This is a genomic window from Alcaligenes parafaecalis (genome assembly GCF_026344135.1).
Lineage (GTDB): Bacteria > Pseudomonadota > Gammaproteobacteria > Burkholderiales > Burkholderiaceae_B > Alcaligenes > Alcaligenes parafaecalis.
In genome coordinates this window covers 124069-148034 of the sequence record NZ_JAPKNA010000003.1, presented here as the reverse complement: position 1 = coordinate 148034, position 23966 = coordinate 124069, and the positions used below count along the sequence as shown (strand labels likewise).

Here is a 23966-nt window from a genome sequence, read left to right as displayed (position 1 = left end):
ATGGGCATTATTCGCGCTTCACTCTATCAACTCTTTTTGTTGATTACCGTTATCCCCTACGCCTTTATCTGCGTGCTGATTGCGCCGCTGCCATTGGATATGCGATATCGCTTCACCACTGGCTGGCCGCGTCTGGCTGTCTGGGGTGCGCGCACGATCCTGGGCATACGCTGGCAGACCAAGGGCTGGGAAAACCTGCCCGATGGTAAAGCCATTATCCTTTCCAAGCACCAGTCAGCCTGGGAAACGCTGTTCTTTCCCTCCTACATGCCGCGTCAGGTCTGCTTTGTGTACAAGCGCGAACTGCACAAAGTCCCTTTCTTCGGTTGGGGTCTGGCCTTGCTGCGCATGATTCCTATTGATCGCGCCAAGGGCCGGGATGCCTTTGAGCAGGTCATCAAAGTTGGGCAGCAACGCATTGACGAAGGCCGCTGGCCCTTGCTGTTCCCGGAAGGTACTCGTACCGCTCCTGGCTCTACCGGCCGCTACAAGATGGGGGGTGCTTTACTAGCTAGTCGTACCGGCACACCGATTATTCCCGTGGCGCACAATGCGGGCGAATGCTGGCGTCGCAATGCCTTTATCAAGACGCCGGGCTTGGTTACTATCTCCTTTGGTCCTCCCATTGATCCCACCGGGCTGACCCCTGAAGAAGTCAACCAACGCGTACAGACATGGATTGAAACCGAAATGCGCGTCTTGAATCCGGAACGCTATGACGGTCCCCCCGCAACTGGCTCTGTTTCCTGACACGGCCTTTCCCCATCCGGCGCAGCGGCAAGAAAAGCCGCCCGCCGGTTCTGCTCTGCCCCCCAAAAGCGCCTTGACCGTCCGGCCCGAGACCTTGCCGGAGGGCGTGCAGTGGCAACACGTTGAGCTGGATGGTCACACCATTGGGTATCAGCTCAAACGCTCCCGCCGCAGGACTCTGGGGTTGACCATCAACGACAGTGGCCTGACGGTCGCTCTCCCCTCCTGGGTGAAGCTGAGCCAGGCCGAGCAAGTACTGCACACCAAAAGCGCCTGGATACTGCGCAAGCTGCATGAATATCAGCAACGCCGCGAGCAGCTTGCCTTGCAAAGCCTGCAGTGGGTGGACGGCGATACATTGCCCTTTATGGGCGTGCCTATCCGCCTGAGTCTGAACCCGCAAATTCAGCAGACTCACTTTGAGGGTCTGCCCGGTCAAGCCGAGCAGGATCAACGTCTAAGCCTGCCCTTGCCTCTAGGTGCCGAGCCGCAGCGCGTACAGGAACTGACCCAGGCCTGGCTGCAGAAGCAGGCCAAACTCTGGTTTGAACAGCGCCTGAATCACTATCTGAATCTATCGGGTCTGAGTGCCCGCAAACTGCGTCTGGCTGCCCCGGCCAAACGCTGGGGTTCCTGCAATAGTGACGGCACCATTATGCTGAACTGGCGCCTGATACACTTTCACCCATCCATTATTGATTACGTCGTCGCTCACGAAGTCGCGCATCTGCAAGAGATGAATCACGGCCCCCAGTTCTGGGCTTTGGTCGAGACCCTCTACCCTGATTTTGTCAATGCGCGCAATCAGCTACGACAATATGATCCAGGCACCCTGCCCCTGCTTTAAGGCAGGTTGAACTCTAGGAGCTCTACCTTATGCGTATCCTGCACACCATGCTGCGTGTCGGCAATCTGGACCGTTCTCTGGCCTTTTACACCGAAGTGCTGGGCATGAAACTGCTGCGTCGGTCCGATTACCCGGACGGCCGCTTCACCCTGGCCTTTGTGGGTTATCAGGACGAATCCGAAGCCGCCGCATTGGAGCTGACCCACAACTGGGACACCCCCTCTTATGATTTGGGTGATGCCTACGGCCACATCGCGCTGGAAGTGCCTGATGCTTACAAAGCCTGTGAGGACATCAAGGCTCGCGGCGGCAAGGTCGTACGCGAAGCTGGTCCCATGAAACACGGCACCACCGTGATTGCGTTTGTGGAAGATCCGGACGGCTACAAGATTGAACTGATCCAGTCCAAAGGACGCGTGGATTAAAGCAGACAGAACCGGCCTTAGCAGGCCGGTTTTTTTTATAGCTTCCCAACTTAGCACGAACCTGCCCAAATCCTGCTTTGCGACTATTTGTGCCGCCACCCTTACATACCGTAGCCGTTAAAACCCGCCTGTATTCTGCGACAATCTAGCTTGGCTTTTCCCTGCCCTGTTTACTGCCAACACTATGCTCAATACTCTTTGGCTGTTTTTCTTCCTGATTGCCGCTGTCAGCGGCTTTTACCAGTGGCTGGTAGGGGGAAATAGCGAAATTTTTGCGCAGATGGTGCGCAGCCTGTTCGATATGGCTGCTCTGTCCGTGCAACTGATGCTGCTGCTTTTCGGCACGCTCACCCTGTGGCTGGGTTTTCTGAAGATCGCCGAAAAAGCCGGGCTGATCGATACCCTGGCCCGTTTACTAGGGCCGCTATTCAGCCGCCTGATGCCTGGTGTCCCAGCAGGACACCCTGCCCTGGGCTTGATCACGCTGAACTTCGCCGCGAATGGCCTGGGCCTGGACAATGCCGCCACGCCTATCGGTTTGCGGGCTATGAAGTCCTTGCAGACACTGAACCCGCATCCGGACACCGCCACCAACGCCCAGATTCTGTTTCTGGTGCTGAATGCCTCATCGCTGACGCTGATCCCTATCAGTATCTTCATGTACCGAGCCCAACAAGGTGCGCCGGACCCCACGATGGTGTTCCTGCCCATTCTGCTGGCCACCACCGCGTCCTCGCTAGCTGGACTGCTCAGTGTGGCCCTGGTGCAGCGTCTGCGTTTATTCGATCCCGTGCTGATGCTCTGGTTTGGAGTGTTTGCGCTGATTCTGGGCTCTTTCATGGCCTTGCTGGCTACGCTGGGCGCGGCAGCTATCCAGTCCCTCTCCTCCTTGATGGGCAATCTGACGTTACTGTCGATTATCTGGCTGTTCCTGCTGATGGGCTGGCGACGCAAGATCCCGCTGTACGAAACCTTTGTAGAAGGGGCCAAGGAAGGCTTTGTTGTCGCTCGGGATCTGCTGCCCTACCTGGTTGCCATGTTGTGCGCGGTAGGCGTGCTACGCAGCTCTGGCGCGCTGGATATCGTACTGGACATGATCCGCTGGCTGGTGAATCTGACAGGCCTGGATACACGCTTTATTGACGCCTTGCCCACCGCCCTGGTCAAACCCTTTTCCGCGGGTGCGGCTCGCGCTCTGCTGATTGAGACCATGCAGCACCATGGTGTAGACAGCTTCCCGGCACTCTTGGGTGCCACCGTGCAAGGCAGTACAGAAACGACCTTCTACGTCCTGGCGGTGTATTTTGGTGCAGTAGGGATACAACGCGCCCGCCATGCGGTTTCCTGCGCCTTGATTGCTGATCTGGCGGGCGTACTGGCCTCGATTGCGGTCTGCTATTGGTTCTTTGGCTAGGAGCCTTGAACGCAGCATGAGCGCACGGAGCTTTTCCCCAGCAAACTAGGTCAAGAGTAACTGAGCATTTCAGCGATGCATGGCCTGAAGATGGGCCACCATGAAAAACACCCCAAAACGGAATCAATATCCGATTTTGGGGTGTTTTTTATTAGCGAATTTTGTCTATCAGGCGGCTTGTATGACGCCCTTATCCATCAGGTGATCAGCCAAGGCAATGTACTTTTCCAAGGACAAATCCGCCGGACGGCTGGTAGGTGCAATGTCCAGCGCCTCCCAGTCAATATGAGCTGCCCAGTCACCCAGACCACCCCGCAACATCTTGCGCTTTTGCGAGAAGGCCCGAGCCACAACCTGGCTGAACACACGCGCATCACGCGCCTGGGGACGATCTGCCGCCAAGGGCACCATGCGCACGACCGCAGACACAACACGCGGTGGTGGGTTGAATGCCTCGGGAGGCACTTCAAACAACTTCACCATGCGATAGCGCGACTGCAACATCACCGACAAGCGGCTGTAATCTGAGGAACCGGGTTTGGCGACCATACGGTCGATAACCTCACGCTGCAACATGAAATGCTGATCAACAACGGCTTCCGCGTGATCCAACAGATGAAAGAGCAAAGGGCTGGAAATGTTGTAGGGCAGGTTCCCTACAATACGCAGGTCCGGGCCCAAAGCTCCGAAGTCTACTTTGAGCGCATCTGCCTCAATGATTTCCAACTTGCTGGGCGAGTAATTGTTCCGTAGCCGGGAGGCCAGATCGCGGTCAATCTCAACTACGCGCAAGCGCTCCAGCGCCTGAGTCAGTGGTCGGGTCAGGGCCGAGAGGCCCGGACCGATTTCCACCATATTATCGACAGGCCGGGGGCCAATCGCACGGATAATCTGGTCGATGATGGCCTCATCTTCCAGAAAGTTCTGTCCAAAGCGCTTGCGCGCCTGATGCTGGGCCATACCTATCCTTAGCGACGGCGGGTGCTGGACTCAGGGTCCAAACGGTTATCGATATACGCACGACCACGCAGACTATTCAGCCAGTCTTCAAAGGCAGGTTCAGCACGTTGCTGGAACAAAGCCTGACGGGCCTGCATGCGCTTGTACTCGCCTTCCATATTGCGAGTGCGGCGCTCGATCACCTGAATCAGGTGCCAGCCAAACTGGGATTCCACCACAGCGGTATCGTTACCGGGCTGCAACTTGTCCATGGCTTGCTCGAACGGAGGCACGGTCTCGCCAGGCGAGAGCCAACCCAGATCGCCACCTTGTGGAGCATTGCTGTCTTCCGAGTAGCGCTTGGCCAGATCCTGGAAGGACTCGCCATTACGCAAACGCACTTGCAATTGCTCAATGCGCTGGCGTGCCTGCTCGGAGGTCATGACTTTGGAGAGCTTGACAAGAATATGGCGGGCATGAGTCTGAGTCACCATCATGGGACCCGATTGAGCCGATGCCGCACTGGCTACAGGCGAGGTATTGCTTGGCGCAGCACCACCACGCTCCAGCACCTTCAGAATATGGAAACCTTGACCACTACGGATCAGGTTGGAGACTTGACCGGGGGCCAATTGATGAACGGCCTGGGCGAACAGATCAGGCCAGTCCGACAAAGGACGGGTACCCATCACACCGCCACTCAGCGCTTCCTGACCATCCGAGCTGGAAGCAGCCAAACCGGCAAAGTCCGCGCCCGAACGAGCCTGGGCCAACAGGCCTTCAGCTTTGGTACGCAAACGGGCTTCTTCACTGGAGTTCGCACCTTCAGGCACACGCACCAGAATCTGCGCCAGGCTTACAGGTGTATCCTGGCTTTGTGCCGCGGACTGCCCCAGATTGCCCAGACCTGCACCGCCTTGCGAGCGCAAGTAAATATCAATGTCGGCATCGGTAATATTGATGCTGCTGTCGACCGCACGCATACGCAACTGATCCAGCAGGATTTCCTGCTTCAGATTGTCACGGTACTGTGCCCAGCTAATGCCATTTTTCTCGATCTCGGCACGCAATTGAGCTTCGCTCATGCCGTTACGCGAAGAGATCATGCGCACGCCTTCGTCCACTTGCTGCGGGCCTACCGAAATGCCCATGGCACGCGCTTCTTGCTGTTCCAGACGTTCGTTGATCAGGCGCTGCAAGACCTGCTTGCGCAATACTTCCTGATCAGGCGCAGGGATTTTCTGATGTTTTAACTGCTCCAGCACCTGGGCCGCTTCCTGATCCACCTGGCGCAAAGTAATGACCTCGTCATTGACCACGGCAGCAATCCCATCCACAAACTGCGGGGAGGCTGCGGCGGCGGGAGCAGCGGCCTTGACCGCTTTAGTGCTGCTAGCGGGCTTGGACTGCGCCTGAGCCATTTGGGCCGTGCCCAGACCCATTACGGCCATCAAGGCCAATGACAGGGTACGGTTTTTCAAGCTGAAACGCATATTATTCATACCTCTCATGAATCATTTTTTCCTGTACGGGGTCCGAGACGGGTTCATAGCCAATCACGCGATCACGCAGCATTTTGATAGGGTCGTTACCAATCCCGCCCAGACCGGAAAGCTCCAACTGGAAGTAGATGGCTTTATTGGTTTCCCGAGCCGAAACAGCATAGCGTTGCATGACCACACGCGCTGCCCAGCAACAGTCCCCTTTGTATTCCAGCCCCATCACAGTTTGCGTACCACGGCTTTCCTGGATGGAGTAATCGTAACGTCCCACGGCATACAGCTTGTTGCTCAAGGGCCATTGGCCCGTCATGGAAACGTATTCTTTACCGCGATGATCCTCTTCCAGTGGCGTGAAGGTAGGATCGACAACCTGACGCGGGTCACGCTCATAACGATAGTTCACACCCAGTGTTGCCAGGCGTTTAGGACGCCAACGAATACCGGAAGCCAAACGGTTACGGCGTCTTTCATCCGGGTTGAACTGAGCATCAAAGTTCACCGAGAACGTGTTGGTCAAGGCGGCACTGGCACCGACCAGGTAGTCGGAACGGGTACTGGTGCGCGCTTTTTCATCGCTCAAAGTAACGGTTTGCTTATCAAAATACAAACGCTGGGCCGCTTGCAGCACCAGACGCTCATAGCCCGTATCGGCATCCAGCCAACGCGAGGTCAAACCTACCGTTACCTGGTTAGCATTGGAAATACGGTCCCAACCACCGGAGAAGATGTTCTCGCTGAACGCCTGGGCGAAGTTGAAACTGGCCAGACTGGTGTCGTACAAGGGCAGCGTAGACTGATCCCGGTAAGGAACATACAGATAGTAAACGCGTGGCTCCAGAGTCTGGATGGATTCGTTGCCGAACAAAGTGGTATCGCGCTCGAAGGTCATGCCCGAATCGACGGACAAAATCGGCAACACACGGCTTTGCGTACGTGCACGGTCAGCAAACCGGGCCATATTAGGATCACCCACATACCAGTCTGTCTGGTATTGGCTCATGTGCAAGCCAGCTTTAGGGGTGATGTACCAACCGGGACGAATGACAGGATAGGCCACCGTCGTGTAAGACGAAAAACGCGTGCCGTCTGGGGCCAGACGCGTGCTGCGCATACTATCGAATTCACTCAAATTACCGCTGTAAAACGGCAAGCGGAAGCGGGTCGCGTAGTTATCACTGACCACATCAAAACCACCCCAGTTATAACGGGATGCGCCCAAATACCATTCTGGCAATTTGTCGTATTGCGGCTGGCGATAGTTGGTACTGGAGTCCTGCAAAGTCTGATAGCGTGTGGCGCTAACGTGAGAGCGGAAATACTTGGAGCCGCCCCAGCCCAAAGTTAGGGTACTGGCCAAATCCTGAATCGTGGAATCATTCAGGCCGAAGCTGCTGAAATCGCGGAAATAGTCATCGTCCGAGACACGACGAATGTCTGCATTCAGATAGAAATTAGCGGGCAAGTTTTGGCGATACTGCCCCATGAACAACCAACGCTTATAGCCCAGTTCCTTGTCATCAGGCAGGTAATTACCCGTCAACTCGCCCGAGAAACCATCACCCAGGTAACGGAATTCTCCACCCAGCATGGCACCCCGTTTGCTCATGAAGCGCGGTGTCAGCGTGGCATCGTAATTGGGGGCCAGATTCAGGTAGTACGGTACGCTCAGGTCCAAACCACCGCGGGTCGTCATGCCATAGGTAGGCAACAAGAAGCCGGACTTGCGCTCTTTACGCAGCGGAAAGGTCAAGTAGGGGGAATACAACAGGGGCACACCCTTGAAGTACAAGACGCCATTACGCGCCACCCCTTCATTTTCCTTGGAATACAAATCCACCTTGGGTGACTGGATGTACCAGGCCGGCTCGGGACACGGGCAACCCGAATAATTCACATCGGATAGACGCATATGGTTGGAGCTGAGAATATCAGCCTGCGTCGCTGTTCCGCTGCCGCCGGTGGCACCCAGCCAGAACTCCGGGGACGACATGCGCCCCGTATCAGCATCCAGGTTGTAATCAAACTCCGGGCTGCGTACCAAAGCGCCATCGCGCATGATCAGACCATTGCCACGCACTTCAACCAGGCCGGTTTTTTCCTGATAGTCGATCCGGTCGCCTTTGACGACGGAATCAATACGCCGTACCTGGGCGCCACCTTCCAGACGCAAGGTGCCGTCTTCCAGCGTTTTCATCTGGTCGCCTATCAAGTAGACGGCCATATCCTCTTCCTGGAGTTTGCGCACTTGCAAACCGGGGGACGTCTTTAAAGACGGACGCACGGACGACTGAGCCTGGGCAATCCCCATGCCTGTCATCATCAACACGATGTACCACGCCGCAACTCGCACTAAGACTGCGCCTCCAGTTGTGTCCTGCATTTGCTCGTACCAGGTGAAAAACCCTGGCGACCCGGTATTATAGTTAAGCCTGCCGTTTAGCGGCACTGCTAAACACTAATCCGTTACGATCTTCTGCTTCCCTCTATTTATGTCTGCTTCTATTTCTGCCGCTACCGACCCTCGTTTGCAGCAAGCCATCACTTGGCTAAACACCCTGAAAGCCCAATTCGGGCTGGATCTGGATAGCCTGCACGCAGCGTCCAGCGATGCCAGTTTTCGCCGCTATTTTCGTCTGCAGGCCCAGGATCGCACCGTCGTGTTGATGGATGCTCCCCCGGTAACTGAAGACTGCAAACCCTTTGTGCATGTCACCGAACTGCTGGCACCGACTGGCATTCATGTCCCCGAAATTCTGGCGGCCGACACCGAACAAGGATTTTTACTGCTCAGCGACCTGGGCCAGGACAATTTTCAGAACGCGCTGCAAAACCCCATGCCGCAAAGCGAACTGGACAAACTGTACCGCAGTACCTTGCTGACCTTGGTGAAATTGCAACAGGCCGACACCACCGGTTTGCCTCCTTACAACGAACAGCGCCTGCTGGAAGAGCTGCAAGTGTTCCCGGAGTGGTACATACAAAAGCATCGCCAGTTTGAGCTGAGCGAGAAAGATCAGGAAATGCTGTGCAAAACCTTTGCCGAGCTGGTTCAGGCCAATGTGCAAAGCGCTACTGTACTCGTGCATCGGGATTTCCACAGCCCTAATTTGATGATGCCCCTGCCCGGCCAGACCGAGCCCGGCGTCATTGACTATCAGGACGCCCTGGCTGGCCCGATCACGTATGACATCGCTTCCCTGGTCATGGACGCCCGCGTCACCTGGACCGAAGAGCAGCAACTGGACTGGGCGATTCGCTACTGGCAGGCCGCCATGGAAGCCGGTCTGGACGTACCCGCCGACTTTGCGGTGTTCCATCAGCAGTACGAATGGATGGGCCTGCAGCGCAACCTGCGTATTCTGGGTGTGTTTGCCCGCTTGTCGCTACGCGACGGCAAGCACCACTATCTGGACCACATGCCACGCCTGCTGGGCTATGTGCATCAAGTCGCCAGCCGCTACGAGTGTTTCAACGGCTTGCTGCGCCTGCTCAATCGCCTTGAAGGTCGCCAAACTGTTTTGGGCATGACGGTCTGATGCGCGCCATGATTCTGGCGGCCGGTCGAGGCGAGCGCATGCGTCCCTTGACCGACACCTGCCCCAAACCTCTGATTCCCGCCGGTGGTCAGCCTTTGATCGTCTGGCACTTGCGAGCACTGGCCAAGGCAGGCTTTCGTGAAGTCATCATCAACCACGCCTGGTTGGGTGAGCAGATCGAATCCACGCTGGGTGACGGCAGCCAATGGGGGCTGCGTCTGAGCTACTCGCCAGAATCATCGGCACTGGAAACTGCTGGTGGCATTGCCAAGGCACTGGATTTTTTCCAGGACCAGCCTTTCTTGTTGATGAATGGTGATATCTGGTCCGACTGGGACCCAGCCCAGGCCTTTGCCATGGCTGAGCGCTTGCGGGAAGGCCCTGAGCAAGCCTGGCTCATCCTGACCCCCAATCCGCCCCACCACCCTGAAGGCGACTTCGGGATGCAGGATGGACAATTGCATCTGTGCGCAAAAACCGCTGCCGGTGCCCGCAGTGCCACCCTGAGCGGTATCGGTGTCTACAAACCCGAGCTGTTTGCACATCTGGCCAAAGACCAGCCTGCCAAAGCGGCTCCTTTGCTCTACGCCGCGATTGATCGTCACCAGGTGCTGGGCACCTTGCATCAAGGCTTCTGGATGGATGTTGGCACCCCCGAGCGTTTGGCCCAGTTAAACCAACACTTGGAATCGTTAGCACCCTCACAGTAAACTGATATTTTCCCGGCTAGCTGGCAGACGTTTCCAAGCACAACAAAGGGCAACAAAGCCAGCTATCCCGCCTCCGTAGCCCCAATGACGTCTATGCTAATGGGTTTTGTAATCAGGACTTGGTTTGCCTGAGTCCCTTGTCTGACAGGAACGTCTGTTCTCATGCTTGGTTCCTCCAAACGCACCGTGTTCAAACCCACCGCCTACGGCTCCAGCCGCCGAAAACGCCGCATTCCACGCTGGTTTGTGTTGCTGTTGACCGGTATTGCACTAGGAGCAGGCGGCTTGCTGTTCTTGCAGCAAAGCTATGGCCCCACCCGTCTGACCGTCGAGCAGTCGGAACAACTGCACTACGACCTGAACAGCGCCAATGCTGACAAGCAGCGCCTGCAAGGCCAATTGAGCCAAACCAGCCGCGACCTGGAAGAAGTCAGCCTGAAAGAAGGCAAGCTGGACAAACAGACTGGCGATCTGCAAGCCATGGTCACCAAGCTGGAAAAAGACATCGCGCTGTTTGCCGATGCCATGCCTCCTGACCCACGCGGAACCTCGCCCGGTATTCGTGCCGCCGAATTCAGCATTAGCGACGGTCAGTTGAACCATTTTGTGCTGCTGATGCAGGACAAGGGCAAAGAGGCTGAATTCAGCGGCACCATGGAATTTGTAGCGGCCGGTCGTTACACCAATGGTCGTTCCGGTAATGTGGATCTGCCCAGCCAGGCTGTCAGCGTGGGCCGTTATGCCTATATCAACGGTTCCGCAGAGCTGCCTGCAGGCTTTACGCCACGCCAGGTCACCATTCGCATCAAACCCGATGGCGCCAACCGCGTAGTCGCTACCCGTACTATCTACGTAACACCCGCTAGATAAAACCAGCCCGCCGCCTGTCAGACTGCGGCGAGCAGGCTCAAAAAAAGCCCTTCAGGGATTTGGCTGTTTGGCCAAGAACCTGAAGGGCTTTTTTATTATCTTGCTCTGCCTGCCTCAGAACCTTTACCGTCGTCCTAGGCAACGTGCTGCAAAAAGTCTTTCAGACGCTGGCTGGGCGGATTGCTCAGCAGCTCGGCAGGCGGGCCATCATGCGCAATGCGACCCTGATCAATAAAGATCAGGCGACTGCCCACACGGCGTGCGAAATCCATTTCGTGCGTCACCACCACCATCGTCATGCCCTCCTCTGCCAGCAATTGCATGACCTTCAGGACCTCCTGACGCAGCTCCGGGTCCAGAGCCGAGGTAGGCTCATCAAACAACATCAGCTTGGGCTTGATGGCCAAGGCTCGCGCAATTGCCACCCGCTGCTGCTGCCCACCGGACAGCTCGTTAGGGTAATGATTCACACGCTCGGCCAGCCCGACTTTGGCCAGCAGATCCAAGGCCTCCTCACGGGCCTGAGCACGTCCTGTGCCACGCGTATGGACAGGGCCGAACATGACGTTCTCCAGAGCACTCATCTGCGGAAACAGATTGAACTGCTGAAACACCATGCCCGCTTCCCGGCGCAGCTCGCGCACCTGGGCTGGCGTACCGTTGACGCTCAAGCCATTGACCACAATATCGCCTGCCTGAATGTCTTCGAGCTTATTGATGCAGCGTAAAAAAGTAGATTTCCCCGAACCGGATGGACCTACCACCACAACCACTTCGCCCTTATCAATATTCAGACTGATATCGTCGAGCACGATATTGTCCCCAAAGCGCTTGCTGACCTTCTTGAACTCGACAATACTCATACAATCCTCATGCGGTGTTCAATCAACTTCAGAGTCAGGGCAATCAGGCCGGTCAGGATCAGATAGATCACTGCCACCGCTCCCCAAATCTCCACCGAACGAAAGTTATTGGCAATAATTTCCTGGCCCTGGCGGGTCAGCTCAGCCACACCAATCACAATAAACAGCGAAGAATCCTTCAAGCTGATAATGCATTGGTTACCCATAGCCGGAATCATGCGGCGAAACGCCACCGGCCCGATGATGTGCCGCAAAATCTTGTGAAACGGCAGGCCCATGGCCTCCCCGGCTTCCTTCAGGCCCTTGGGCACCGATTGCAAGGCACCCCGCACAATCTCGGAGATATAGGCCCCGGAGTTGATCATCAAGGTGAAGATCGCCGCCGTCAGTCCGTCAATGCGGATATTAGCCAGCATGGGCAGCGCAAAGTAGATGAACATCACCTGCACCACAATAGGCGTTCCGCGTATGAACAGCACATAGAGCTGACACAGGAAAGAGATCACATACAGCAGATAGCGCCTGAAAAAGCCCAGCAAAGACAGAACAATCAGCGCTTGTATGGAGCTCCAGATCCAGGCTGGCACAAAGCTCAGCCAGTTGCCCATCAGCCAGGACAAGCCCTTGAGCAAAAAGCCCAGTGCGAACACGCCCAACACGAACAGGGCAGCTCGGCGCCAGGTGACCGGCACCCGGATATAGGTGGTAATCACCCCAGTCAGAAAACCTAATGCAGCGCCACCCACCAAACCCAAAAGGGTAATGAGCAGCGTCATTTTTGTACCTTCCAGAAGGCTAGGCATAGCCCCCCAGATAGCGTCCCATTCAAAAGTCACAGTGCTACCTTTGTCTTTGAATAAACGCCCACAACAGAGCGTCAAAAAATAAAAGCGGTGATCCGTTACGACACGCGATCACCGCTTGGCATGCGCTTAGCTCAAAACCTGTTTAATCAGGCTGCTTGCCAAACCATTTCTGGTAGATTTTGTCGTAAGTGCCATCGGCACGGATGTCTTTCAAAGCCTGGTTCACGACAGGAACCAGTTCGCTGTCTTTGGGGAAAGCAATACCGTAGAAGTCGCCGCTCTTGACCGCGCCCGTAACCTTCACACGATCTTTGCCACCCGTCTGGGCGTAGTACTGCACGTTAGGTGTGTCGTGCACCACAGCATCCACACGGCCCGTCGCAAGTTCCAGGAAAGCGTTGTCGATGTTGGGGAACAGCTTGAGCTTGGCGGTCGGCACCGAGCGCTGCATGAAGTCCACAGTTGCTGTACCAATCTTCACAGCCACTGTTTTGCCTTCCAGATCGGAAGCGGCCTTGATGGCAGAGTTGTCAGTATTGACCAGGATGGCCAGACCGCTTTCATAGTAGGGGTCGGAGAAATCGATGACTTGTTTACGATCGTCCCGGATGGTGATCCCTGCCAGCGCAGCATCCAGATTGCGTGTTTGCAGACCTGGAATAATGCCGTTGAAATCCATAGGCTGGAAACGGTAATTCAGATTGGCCTTTTTCGCGACGGCATCCCACAAGTCGATATCAAAGCCGGTGTACTTGCCATTTTGCTTGAACTCAAAAGGCACAAACGCCGTATCCGTTGCGACCACCAGCTCTTTGCCTTGTTGTGCCAGTGCCTGCCCAGCGGGCAAAGCCAAGGCCAAGGTCAGGCCAGCCATCAGGGTTTTCATTTTCTTATTGAACATCCGTCACTCCTCTGTAGGGACTGGCCTGAAACCAGCCAGTTCGATGTTTTTCCCAAGTCAGCGCAGGCTCATGACCTGCCCTAGCATTGATCTATCCTACCCGAAGCAAGCCAACTCTTTGTATTTAATAGTTTTAAAAAAAGAAAAACCTCGGGAAATCCCGAGGTTTCTCCTCTACGCAAGCGTATCAAAACTTGATTCAGAACGCTGGAACAATCGAGCCTTTGTATTTGTCAGCGATGAATTTCTTCACATCTTCGCTATGCAAAGCCTGGATCAGTTTGGCAACGCGTGGATCATCTTTGGACTTGGCGGCTACCGCGATCAAGTTGGCGTAAGGAGAGTCTGCACCTTCAATCGCCAAAGCGTCTTTGGTGGGGTTCAGACCGGCTTCCAGCGCGTAGTTGGTGTTGATCAGGGCGATATCCACATCCGCCAGAACGCGTGGCAAGGTGGCGGCTTCCAGTTCCTTGAACTTCAGCTTCTTGGGGTTCTGGTCCACATCGCGCGAGGTTGCCAGGATGTTGGAAGGATCTTTCAGCGTCAGAACACCGGCCTTTTGCAAAAGCAACAAAGCACGTGCGCCATTGGATGGGTCATTAGGAATAGCGACCAGAGCACCCTCTTTCAGCTCGTCCAGGCTCTTGATCTTGGTGGAGTAAGCACCAAAGGGCTCAACGTGAACCACGGCCACCGACACCAGATCAGTTTTGTGTTCTTTGTTGAAGGTATCCAGGTAAGGCTTGTGCTGGAAGAAGTTGGCATCAATGTGGCCGTCAGCAACTTGCTGGTTAGGCTGCACGTAGTCGGTGAACACCTTGATATCCAGGTTCACGCCTTCTTTAGCCAAGGCAGGCTTCACAAACTCCAGCAGCTCGGCGTGAGGCACGGGGGTAGCAGCAATCGACAAGGTCTCGGCAGCTTGAGCAGCGCTGGCCAGCAGAGCCGACACGGACAAGGCGAGAACAGGAACAAATTTCTTCAAAGACATGAGCGACTCCAGTTTCAGAAAGGCAAGGCTATGAACATAGCTGCCGGGACTTATTTACGGCTCAAACGAGCCACCATGGCGTCTCCAAACACCTGCAGGAGTTGCACCAGCACCACCAGGATAGTCACGGTAACCACCATGACATCCGTTTGATATCGTTGATAGCCAAAGCGCAGGGCCAGGTCACCCAGGCCACCACCGCCGATCACACCGGACATGGCCGAATACCCCACCAGAGCAATGGCCGTGACAATCAGGGCCGCCACAATTCCTGTGGTCGCTTCGGGCAATAAAGCCAGCAACACGGTCTGACGGGAATTGGCCCCCATGGCACGGCAGGCTTCATTCACACCGGGGTCCAGTTCGCGCAGCACGTTTTCCACCAAACGGGCAAAAAACGGCGCAGCGCTCAAGACCAAAGGCGGAATCGCACCTTGTACTCCCAGGGAGGTCCCGGCCAGGATTCGCGTCAACGGAATAATGACAATCAATAAAATCAGAAATGGCACGGAACGCAAAATGTTCACGACCAAGGATAAGGACTGGTAAATCCAGGCGTTATCCAGCATCTGCTTGCGGCTGGTCAGAAACAGCAGCACACCCAAAGGCAAACCAATAATGGCAGTAAAAACCAGCGAGATTCCTGTCATCAACAAGGTATCAACCGTGGCCTCTCCAATTAGCGCCCAATCCAAATTGCTAAAGTTCATGGCCGCAATACCTCAAATTGGACATTCAATTCAGTCAGCAAGGCATCCAGCCCCGCTTTAGCCTGCGCATCGCCTTCCACCGCTACAACCAGTTGCCCGTAAGGCTCGGTTTTGATGCGGCCAATGGCGCCCTGCAGGATGCTGACATTCAGACCCAGTTGGCTGGTAATACGGCTGATCAAAGGCTCGGTCGTCGCCACACCACGCACACTCAAGCGCATCACGCTGCCCGAGACACCTTCAGCCAGGGCATGCCAGTCATCAGCATTCACGCCGCTTTCGCTCAGCAAGGACTGCGTGGTGGGGTGATGGGGATGCAAGAACACATCCAGCACTTCACCACATTCCACAATCTTGCCCGCATCAATCACGGCAACGCGATCACAGACGGAACGAATCACGTCCATGCCGTGGGTAATCAGCACAATGGTCAGGCCCAGTTCCTGATTAATCTCGCGCAATAAACGCAAAATGGACTGCGTGGTTTCCGGGTCTAGCGCGGAAGTGGCTTCGTCACACAATAAAAGCTGTGGCCGATTTGCCAAGGCGCGGGCGATACCGACGCGCTGCTGTTGCCCACCGGACAACTGACGGGGATATTTGTTGGCATGGTCCTTCAGGCCCACCAGCTCCAGCACTTCCAAAGCGCGAGCGTGACGTTGGGCACGATCTACCCCCGCCAAGCGCAAAGGAAAGCAGACGTTATCCAGAACCGTACGGGAATGAAGCAGATTGAAATGCTGGAACACCATGCCCACGCCCTGACGGAAAGCGCGCAACTGCGCACCCGAAAAGCGTGTGATGTCCTGGTCCTGCACCCAAACCTGGCCCGAACTGGGTTGTTCAAGCAGATTGAGCATGCGGATCAGCGTACTTTTTCCAGCACCCGAGCGACCAATAATACCGAAGACCTCTCCTTGATGAATCTGCAAGGAAATGTCGTTCAATGCATGAACGGTCTTGCCTGCCAAAGAGTAGGTTTTTGAGATGTGTTCAAGACGAATCAAAATGAACTCAGCCTAGTTAGTCAGTCGAGTTATAAAAGCCTGAGCTGTAAGCGAAATTTACCATAAAGCAAATTTGACTATGACCAGATAGATATAACCCAAGGAAATATTGAAACCATACTGAGGGCTGCACTGTATAGCAAGATTTCCGACCGGCCAATGCGCGGATGTGACCTTGGCTGTGCAAGGCAAGCGCCCAAAGAAAAAGGCCGCTAAGCGCGGCCTTGTTTCTACGTTTTCAGTTTAGTGGTGGGTCGTGCGCGACTCGAACGCGCGACCAACGGATTAAAAGTCCGCTGCTCTACCGACTGAGCTAACGACCCCCGACTGAAAGATGAAATTATGGCCTGATTCCAAGGACTCGTCAAGCCCTAAATGCAAAATAATAGGAGAAAACGCATTTTTTCTTGAAAAGCCTGGAAATAACAGCGCTGGCAGGTCTTGCCTCTCTCTTTTTTCCGGTTTCAGAAACAAAATCTGAACATCTGCATCCTGGCTTATCGAGCCATAAATAGAAAATGCCTCCCGATACTGGAGTCAGACTCCAATGCCGGGAGGCATTCAAAGACGATCAGACTCGTCTACGGCTTAACGGGCGCGCGAAATACGAACCTCGGCACCGCGACGTTTAACCTCTAGCCCTTCGGACGGCAGAATCTTCAAGCCTTCCAGACCCTTGATGTAGCTGGAACCCTGCATCTGCATGACGCGAATCTTGTTGCGCATCACCACCGGGCTGTGTTCGGGCATGCCAAACATCCAGACTTCATCCAGCAAACGGGCCGAGTTGAACTCGGACGTATGCTTGACCACAGGCCCCAGACACAACATATGCCCTTCACGGCCAAAGACTGGCAAACGATCCAGACCCACGGTCATGGTCAAGGTGGTGCCGCCTTCGTAGCGCCAACCCGTGCTCAAATCCCACCAGGCATCGCCCTCAGGCAAGTAGACTTCGATCTCTTGACCGGGCTGCAAGACTGGCGCCACCAACAAAGCCGGGCCCAAAAGATATTGGGTATCCCACAAGCGAGCCTGGCTATCACCAGGAAAACTCTGCGCCATGGAGCGCTGTACCGGCAAACCGGTACGGACAGCGTCTTCAATAATGCCCAAAACATAAGGCACCAGACGGAAACGCCATTCCAGCCAATGGTTCACATGCGCTTGTGTTTCTTCGTCGAAGGCATCAGGACGCAGGGCAGGAATACCTTGCAAGCTGAAGTTGGCCGAGAACACCGACATCGCCAGCCAACGCAGGTACAGCTCGGGTGTCATTTCACTAGTTGATGCGGCGGCATTGCCCAGGCCATGCACTTGGATAGGCACACCGCTATTGCCCGTTGCCAAAGCCGACTTCAAGGACTGTGTCAGACCCGCCCAGGTATTTTCAACCTGTGGGCCCAACTGCCAGGCAAAGCGCTGAGACGAGGGGCTCAAGTCGCGACTGGCCACAACGCCTTCTTGCGGCGTCTTGTGACCGGCCACGGCATCAAACAAAGCCTGACGCGCCAGCACGGGGTAAATCGCACGCAACAAAGCGCCAGACTCGCCACCACGACTGGTAATGGCATCGGGAATATCAAAACGGGCATTGCACAGCACCGCGCCCAGGCCGTCGTCGACCATCTGGCGTTGGCGTTCTGTCCACATGCGGAATACGTCTTTGTGGGTCAGATCCAGCAAACCGTAGTCACGGCCACCGCTTAGCTCATCACCGGGGAAGACATAGGCGCAGCCGTCATCATCATTGATGAGCAACCAGCCGCGATCTTCCCATTCTTCAAACAGACTGGTGCCCGCCAGCACACAAGGACGTGTCCAGGCGGCCAGTTGCAACTGATCGTTCTGCAAAGCGGAGAAAGCATCACGCGGATCCGCCATGCGAGCCGGGTTCCACTCCAGAGCAGGTTTGTCTTGCTGGAAATCGTAGGGCTCGGGCGCAGGCAATACGGCCACATCCAGAGCAATACCCTGTTCGCGACACTGGTTGGCCAGATCACGCAGGGACTGTACGTCCTGCGCTTGGGCCGCATCCAGCCACAAGCCCATGGGCGAGACACCCGGTTGCCCAGCACGACCCGTCAAGGCGGAGTACTGGTTGATGATCTCGCTGGGGTCGCCCAGGAACAGGAAGAAATCCAGCTCGGCCGCATGAACACTGGCGCGGTAGCAATCCAGGTCTTGCTGACCCAGATCGTGCTCGACCCGTTCAAAGGTATTGATGTACAGGCCCCACCCTTGCGTACTCCAGAGCAGAGGCAAGCTGCGGTCTTCCGGGCGGTCGCTATCCAGGGTTTCTTCGCGGCGGTCCAACTCGCCCAGGGTTTCACCCAAACCAAACAGAGCGTCTTCCTCGGCCAGAGCCAGATCCAGTTGCCAGCAGGCAGCGGGTTCCTGGACAAGCGTCAAAGGCTGCTCGGCACTGCTCAAAAGCAGTTGCTCGCCACGGCGGATTTCGAAGCGCCAGGGATTGGCCTGGATGTGCAAGGCGAGCTCGCCCTGCTCAATCCGCCAGCCAGAGTCGGCCGCTTCCAGTTGGAATTCGCTGACCGCCTCATGGCGGGCCAGCAGCATGTCGCTCAAAGCTTTAGCACGGGGACTGATTTTTTCATTATCCAGCCGGGCAAGCGGCATACAGCGGAAACGAAAAACACCCGGCGCATGGGCTTCGATGCGCAGCGCAAAATCGGTTTCGACAAAAGCGAAATCGGCCAGGGCCGGTTTCGTCGTCAACAAACTCAGATGATTAAACAATTGTGTCACGTCGTCAGAGTGGAGCGAACGGCACGATGCTGATCGCAGGGTCACGCTCAAGATTACTTAACAAGGCCACTATTTTGACGTATTTGCGCTACAAAGGAAAATGTTGCTTCAAATTTCGCCGAAATAAATCGAAAAACTGGCCTTAGCGGGGTATTAAGGCTTGCTCCAGACGCCGCTCCAAAGGAACTGGTTCCTCCAGACAATAAGCAGCAAACAAGCTGGCTGCCAGCAAGCTCCAACTCAATCCTCGTGAGCCGTAAGCCGCAGCCATAAACAATCCGGGCTGGCCCGGCACAAAACCCATCACGGGCAAATGATCACTCAAGGCACAACGCCAACCGGCCCAGCCGTGTTCAGGTATATCCACATCGGTGGGCTCAGCCAGCATGGCCGAGACTTTTTGAATATTTTGCTGATGTCCCTGGGCGCTGACCTGGGCAAATTCACCAAAACGTTCATAGGTGCTACCGATAACTTGTCCGTAAGGGCCAACAGGCAGGATATAGCCCTGACCGCTTAAAGTCACTTCACCATTACTCAATGCTTGCCCGGCAGGCAGATATGTAACCTGTCCGGCCAGACGCTGCATCGCTGCCAGCCGTGGCATAGGATATGCGGCCACGACCTCCTCGGGCAGCACGCTCACACTGTCAGCGGCGGCGGCAATCACAATTCGATTGCTGCGCTCCAGCGTTTCTCCTGTGGATTTACAAACATCCCATACCCCCGGTTCTGGCGTCGTCTGCAGAAATACCTTTTCGGGCAGGCATTGAATCAAGGGATGATCCAGCAAATGTGCAACCAGGGCACTGGGGTCGACCACCATCCCTTGCGGGAAAAACAGACCTCCGCCTTGCAGGGGCACGCCAGCCAGAGCGGAACCTTGTTCACGATCCTGCCACTGCACCCAGTCCGTGTCCAAGGCCAGATGCTCCAACGCCTGCTGAATATCGGCATCGCTATTACCTGCCTGTCCAAAAACCAGCGTGCCTACTCGACGCGGACGGGCCGCCTCCGGCAGGCTCTTCCAGCCCTGCCAGGCATGCAGCACAGCATTTCGGCTTAGACGAGCCAAGGGAGCGTCATCCAGCGCAAAAACGGGGGAGATCGCGGCCAGACGATGGCCTTGATGAGTCGCATCCAGGCCTTTACTCAAGACGGGATCACAAACAAGAACGGGCACACCTTTGCGAGCCAACTCCCAGGCGCAGGCCGCACCGGCCAAACCGGCCCCAATCACGACTACCCGGCCCTGCTGCTCCGGCAAATTGCCACGCCGTCCAAGATGAGCTCGCAAACGGGCGCGTATGGTGCACCATTTGCCACCTGCTCCCGGCACTTTCTCGACTTCAAAGCCTACCGAGGTCAAATCACGCCGTACCTGCCCGGCACAACACCAGGAAGCCGCTGTCGCCCCCGGCGCCGCCAAACGCACCAACTGCCCCAACACAGAGCGCGACCACATCGAGGGATTCCCCCGGGGCGCAAAGCCATCCAGATAAAACGCGTCAGCATGGCACTGCAGCTCACGCATCATGGTTTCGGCTTGTCCAAAGGCCAAGGTCAGTGTGACGCGGCCCTCATTCAGCTCCAGCCTGTGTATACCTGGCACCAGCGTAGGCCAGGCTGCCAATAATTCCTGGGCTTGCTCCTGCAACTCCTCCGGTAAGCGCGCGTACAAGATCACCAAATCGCTCTGACGGAAGGGATGGGCCTCTACCGATACAAAGTGCAGACGATCACTGCGCTCCGGGTCCTGACGCCAGGCCTGCCAGGTCGCCAGGAAACTGGCCCCTAAACCAAAGCCGGTTTCACAAATCGTGAATTGACGCCGCCCCCGCCATCGCTCGGGCAAGCCATTACCATGCAGAAAAACCCGCTGGGCCTGGCCCAAGGGGCCATCGGCGGGATGGTAGCTATCTTGATAGATCGCACTGACGGGCACGCCGTGATCGTTGAACTCCAGAACGGCGGGCACCAAGGGCTCAGAAGCAGCAGCGACCATTAATTTTCCTGCCCAAAACAACCATCACACACGCTTGAACCCCTTAAACTGGCCTTAATCAAACTGACACCAACAAACACGTACAATAAAAAGTCCCTGTTCCAGACTTTTCTTTTTTCAAAACCGGATTGCCATGCCATTGTCACGTTTACCGCTCAGCGCCTGCCTGGACGCTGCTGTTACTGCAGCCCATGCCGCCGCCGCTATTTTACAAGCCTATGCGTCGGACCGTAGCTCTCTGGTGATCAGCAACAAAATGCACAACGACCTGGTGTCGCAAGCCGATCACGAAGCCGAGCAGGCCTGCATCAGTGTGTTGATGGAACGCACCCCCGAGATTGATATCGTGGCCGAGGAAAGCGGTGGCGTGAATACAGGCCGTCCCACCTGGTATATAGACCCGCTGGATGGCACCACCAACTTCCTGCATGGCATCCCCCATTACGCGGTTTCGGTCGCCCTGATCGCTCCGGCAGGCACCCAGATGGATAACGGCGTGCTGGCCCAGGACACCCCCGTCATTGCGGTGGTTTACGACCCGTGCCGCGAAGAAATGTTTACAGCCATGTACGGTGTAGGTAGCTGGTTAAATGGCAGCCGTATTCAAACCTCCTCATCCAAAAAACTGGCGGATTCGGTCCTGGCCACCGGCTTTCCATTCCGCGACTTTTCCTTTTCCGACCAGTACATGCCCAGCCTGAACGCCGCCATTACCGGCAGCCGTGGCGTACGCCGCATGGGCGCGGCGGCACTGGATCTGGCCTGGGTAGCTTGCGGCCGTTACGACGGTTATTGGGAAATGGGTCTGGCCCCCTGGGACGTTGCCGCTGGCACCTTGCTGGTGCGTGAAGCCAAGGGTGTGTGCCAGGACTTGTATCAGGAAGAGCCTTGGCCCGTCAGTGGCCACGTCTACGCAGGAAATGCCCACATTGCCGATGAGTTACTGGGCATGGTGCGTCCTTCGCTGACACAGCGTCCGACCAAACCCAAGCCTTAACGCTATATATCCGGGGCTAGTTACCAGACCTTCTGGTCCGATCTCCATCACCCGATAAAAAAGCGAGCCGTTTTAAATGGCTCGCTTTTTTTAAGCAGGTCGGGTTCCAGGCCAAGTTTGGCGATTAGCTGAGCAATCGCCCCCTTCCCCGACCCGCCAAATCACGCCTGCGCTTTGGGCTTGGCGGCCTCATCCCGCAGAACTCGACGCAAAATCTTGCCTACGTTGCTCTTGGGCAGTTCATCCCGGAACTCGATAACGCGTGGCCGCTTGTAAGCCGTCAGACGCTCTTTGCACCACTGTTTGATATCCGCTTCCGTCAAGGATGGATTGCGCTTCACCACAAACAGCTTGATGCTTTCCCCGCTATGCTCGCTGGGCACACCGACTGCCGCCACTTCCAGCACATCCGGGTGAGCCGCGACCACATCTTCAATTTCGTTCGGATAGACGTTGAAGCCCGACACCAGAATCATGTCCTTCTTGCGATCCACAAGACGAATTCGCCCCTGCTGATCCATGACACCAATATCGCCCGTCTTCAAGAAACCATTAGGAGTAAAGACGTTCGCCGTTTCCTCTGGCTGATTCCAGTAAGCCGACATAACCTGTGGCCCTTTAACGGCCAACTCGCCCTGCTCACCCATGGCAACGGGCTGACCTTGCTCATCCAGCAAGAGCACATCGGTAGACGGCAAAGGGAAACCAATCGTGCCGCTGTACTCCCGTGAGTCCGTGGAGTTCACCGCCACAACCGGCGAGGTTTCCGACAAGCCGTAACCCTCAATCAAGGGGCAGCCTGTCACAGCCAGCCAACGCTCGGCCACGGCTTTTTGCAAAGCCGCCCCACCCGCCAAGCACAATTTGAGCTGAGCAAAAGGCAAGGTACGGAATTTTTCATGGTTGGCCAGGGCATTGAACAAGGTGTTCACCGCAGGCACCACTTCAGGCGGATTGCGCTTCCAGGCTTTATGAACCGAATTCAGATCGCGCGGATTCATGACCAGCACCATATGCATACCAGCATACATGGCAAACAAGCCGCAGACGGTCAAAGCGAAGATGTGATACAGCGGCAAAGCCACCATCATGGTGTAGGCCGGGCCTTTGAAGTCACCCAAAGCGGGGAAACCAACCGCCTCGACCTGCAAGACGTTAGCCATCAGATTACGTTGGCTGAGCATCGCCCCCTTGGGGCGCCCCGTTGTCCCGCCGGTATATTGCAAGAGCGCCAGATCATCAGGCTTGGCCTGCTGACGCTTCACACTTGATTTGCTGCCTTGGGCCAGCACAGTTTCCAAACGCTGCGCACCGGGCAAGGAGTAAGACGGCACCATACGTTTCAAGTAACGCACGGCAAAGTTCACGACACTGCCCTTGAAACCCATCAGATCACCCACGGTGCTCAACACCACATGGGCCGGTTTGACGGCGGCTGGCACTTGTTCCAGCACATGCGCAAAGGTTTCCAGAATCACGATGACCTGCGCCTGGCTATCGGCCAGTTGAAACTCCAGTTCGCGTTCTGTGTATTGGGGGTTGGTGTTGACGCCCACCATGCCTGCCCGCATCGTGCCCAACAGGCAAATCAGGAACGGCAAACCATTAGGCAGCATCAACATGACACGGCTGCCACGCTCCAGACCCTGTGCCTGCAACCAGGCGGCAAACGCATCGGCGCTGCGGTCCAGATGAGCATAGGAAATGTCATACCCCATAAAGGTCAGCGCGGTCCTGTCTTTATGCTTTTTGATCGCCGCATCCAGACAGTCAATCAAGGTCTGCTCGGCTCCTAGCTGGATGTCATGGGGCACGGATGCGGGATAATGCTCGAGCCAAGGTTTTTGCTGAGTATCCAAGGGCTTGTCACCTAATACGTGTTTATTTATGGTTAACTCTACTCTACTTTATTGTTCAAGCCCAAGGA

At 55.9% G+C, this 23966-nt stretch carries 20 protein-coding genes and 1 tRNA gene; 8 read left to right on the top strand and 13 right to left on the bottom strand.

All coding sequences use genetic code 11. The features are described 5' to 3' along the window. The 4 genes from OSH09_RS11230 (at position 1) to OSH09_RS11215 (ending at position 3436) form a co-directional block, all read left to right on the top strand. A complete protein-coding gene (locus OSH09_RS11230) occupies positions 1-750 on the top strand; it encodes a lysophospholipid acyltransferase family protein (RefSeq protein ID WP_207873440.1) in 750 nt (249 codons plus the stop codon). After that, positions 716-1597, top strand: a complete 882-nt coding sequence (locus OSH09_RS11225; RefSeq protein WP_266121019.1) for a M48 family metallopeptidase — start codon at positions 716-718, stop codon at positions 1595-1597. Before OSH09_RS11230 ends, OSH09_RS11225 begins: the two co-directional genes overlap by 35 nt. A 29-nt stretch (positions 1598-1626) precedes the next feature. Then, entirely contained in the window at positions 1627-2022 is a 396-nt protein-coding gene (gloA, locus tag OSH09_RS11220; protein ID WP_207873438.1) for a lactoylglutathione lyase, read from the top strand. Between the two features lie 184 nt (positions 2023-2206). Next, the gene (locus OSH09_RS11215) at positions 2207-3436 is read left to right on the top strand and encodes a nucleoside recognition domain-containing protein (protein WP_222667616.1); all 1230 of its coding nucleotides are present in this window, start codon (positions 2207-2209) and stop codon (positions 3434-3436) included. 168 nt (positions 3437-3604) lie between these two features. Here OSH09_RS11215 and rsmA read toward each other — a convergent pair whose 3' ends face one another. The 3 genes from rsmA to OSH09_RS11200 are packed head-to-tail and all read right to left on the bottom strand — an operon-like array spanning position 3605 to position 8227. Further along, entirely contained in the window at positions 3605-4396 is a 792-nt protein-coding gene (gene rsmA / locus OSH09_RS11210) for a 16S rRNA (adenine(1518)-N(6)/adenine(1519)-N(6))-dimethyltransferase RsmA (protein ID WP_222667617.1), read from the bottom strand. 8 nt (positions 4397-4404) lie between these two features. Continuing rightward, positions 4405-5877 (bottom strand): peptidylprolyl isomerase, encoded by a 1473-nt coding sequence (locus OSH09_RS11205; protein WP_266121183.1) that lies wholly within the window; start codon positions 5875-5877, stop codon positions 4405-4407. Continuing rightward, on the bottom strand, positions 5870-8227 hold the full coding sequence (locus OSH09_RS11200; RefSeq protein ID WP_266121018.1) for an LPS-assembly protein LptD: 2358 nt from the start codon (positions 8225-8227) through the stop codon (positions 5870-5872). The genes OSH09_RS11205 and OSH09_RS11200 overlap by 8 nt, the downstream gene beginning before the upstream one ends. Before the next feature lie 139 nt (positions 8228-8366). On the opposite strand from OSH09_RS11200, the gene OSH09_RS11195 reads away from it, so the two are divergent. The 3 genes from OSH09_RS11195 (at position 8367) to OSH09_RS11185 (ending at position 10993) form a co-directional block, all read left to right on the top strand. After that, the gene (locus OSH09_RS11195; RefSeq protein WP_266121017.1) at positions 8367-9413 is read left to right on the top strand and encodes an aminoglycoside phosphotransferase family protein; all 1047 of its coding nucleotides are present in this window, start codon (positions 8367-8369) and stop codon (positions 9411-9413) included. Then, the gene (gene murU, locus OSH09_RS11190; protein ID WP_266121016.1) at positions 9413-10123 is read left to right on the top strand and encodes an N-acetylmuramate alpha-1-phosphate uridylyltransferase MurU; all 711 of its coding nucleotides are present in this window, start codon (positions 9413-9415) and stop codon (positions 10121-10123) included. Before OSH09_RS11195 ends, murU begins: the two co-directional genes overlap by 1 nt. A gap of 162 nt (positions 10124-10285) precedes the next feature. Further along, positions 10286-10993: a hypothetical protein gene (locus tag OSH09_RS11185; RefSeq protein ID WP_207873433.1), complete on the top strand. Its 708-nt coding sequence runs from the start codon at positions 10286-10288 to the stop codon at positions 10991-10993. 134 nt (positions 10994-11127) lie between these two features. On the opposite strand, the gene glnQ is transcribed toward OSH09_RS11185, so the two are convergent. The 9 genes from glnQ to mnmC all read right to left on the bottom strand — a co-directional run bounded on the left by glnQ (position 11128) and on the right by mnmC (position 21042). Then, a complete protein-coding gene (gene glnQ / locus OSH09_RS11180; RefSeq protein WP_207873432.1) occupies positions 11128-11856 on the bottom strand; it encodes a glutamine ABC transporter ATP-binding protein GlnQ in 729 nt (242 codons plus the stop codon). Then, on the bottom strand, positions 11853-12464 hold the full coding sequence (locus OSH09_RS11175; protein WP_243430357.1) for an ABC transporter permease subunit: 612 nt from the start codon (positions 12462-12464) through the stop codon (positions 11853-11855). Before OSH09_RS11175 ends, glnQ begins: the two co-directional genes overlap by 4 nt. Before the next feature lie 340 nt (positions 12465-12804). Continuing rightward, a complete protein-coding gene (gene glnH, locus OSH09_RS11170) occupies positions 12805-13536 on the bottom strand; it encodes a glutamine ABC transporter substrate-binding protein GlnH (protein ID WP_376912356.1) in 732 nt (243 codons plus the stop codon). 226 nt (positions 13537-13762) lie between these two features. Further along, a complete protein-coding gene (locus tag OSH09_RS11165; protein ID WP_266121015.1) occupies positions 13763-14554 on the bottom strand; it encodes a MetQ/NlpA family ABC transporter substrate-binding protein in 792 nt (263 codons plus the stop codon). Positions 14555-14604: 50 nt separating this feature from the next. Continuing rightward, complete coding sequence (locus OSH09_RS11160; RefSeq protein WP_207873429.1) at positions 14605-15264, bottom strand: methionine ABC transporter permease; 660 nt, start codon at positions 15262-15264, stop codon at positions 14605-14607. Further along, positions 15261-16271 carry a methionine ABC transporter ATP-binding protein gene (locus tag OSH09_RS11155; RefSeq protein WP_266121014.1) on the bottom strand — a complete coding sequence of 337 codons (1011 nt, stop codon included), beginning with the start codon at positions 16269-16271 and terminating at the stop codon, positions 15261-15263. Before OSH09_RS11155 ends, OSH09_RS11160 begins: the two co-directional genes overlap by 4 nt. 247 nt (positions 16272-16518) lie before the next feature. After that, positions 16519-16594: transfer RNA gene (locus tag OSH09_RS11150), tRNA-Lys, on the bottom strand. Between the two features lie 265 nt (positions 16595-16859). Then, positions 16860-19028 (bottom strand): glycoside hydrolase family 31 protein, encoded by a 2169-nt coding sequence (locus OSH09_RS11145; RefSeq protein WP_266121013.1) that lies wholly within the window; start codon positions 19026-19028, stop codon positions 16860-16862. Between the two features lie 151 nt (positions 19029-19179). Continuing rightward, the gene (gene mnmC, locus OSH09_RS11140) at positions 19180-21042 is read right to left on the bottom strand and encodes an FAD-dependent 5-carboxymethylaminomethyl-2-thiouridine(34) oxidoreductase MnmC (RefSeq protein WP_266121012.1); all 1863 of its coding nucleotides are present in this window, start codon (positions 21040-21042) and stop codon (positions 19180-19182) included. A gap of 133 nt (positions 21043-21175) precedes the next feature. Between mnmC and OSH09_RS11135 the strand changes: the two genes are divergently transcribed. Next, positions 21176-22039, top strand: coding sequence for an inositol monophosphatase family protein (locus OSH09_RS11135; protein WP_266121011.1), 864 nt, complete (start codon positions 21176-21178; stop codon positions 22037-22039). A gap of 161 nt (positions 22040-22200) precedes the next feature. On the opposite strand, the gene OSH09_RS11130 is transcribed toward OSH09_RS11135, so the two are convergent. Continuing rightward, a complete protein-coding gene (locus OSH09_RS11130) occupies positions 22201-23898 on the bottom strand; it encodes an AMP-binding protein (RefSeq protein WP_207873423.1) in 1698 nt (565 codons plus the stop codon). Between the last annotated feature and the right edge of the window lie 68 nt (positions 23899-23966).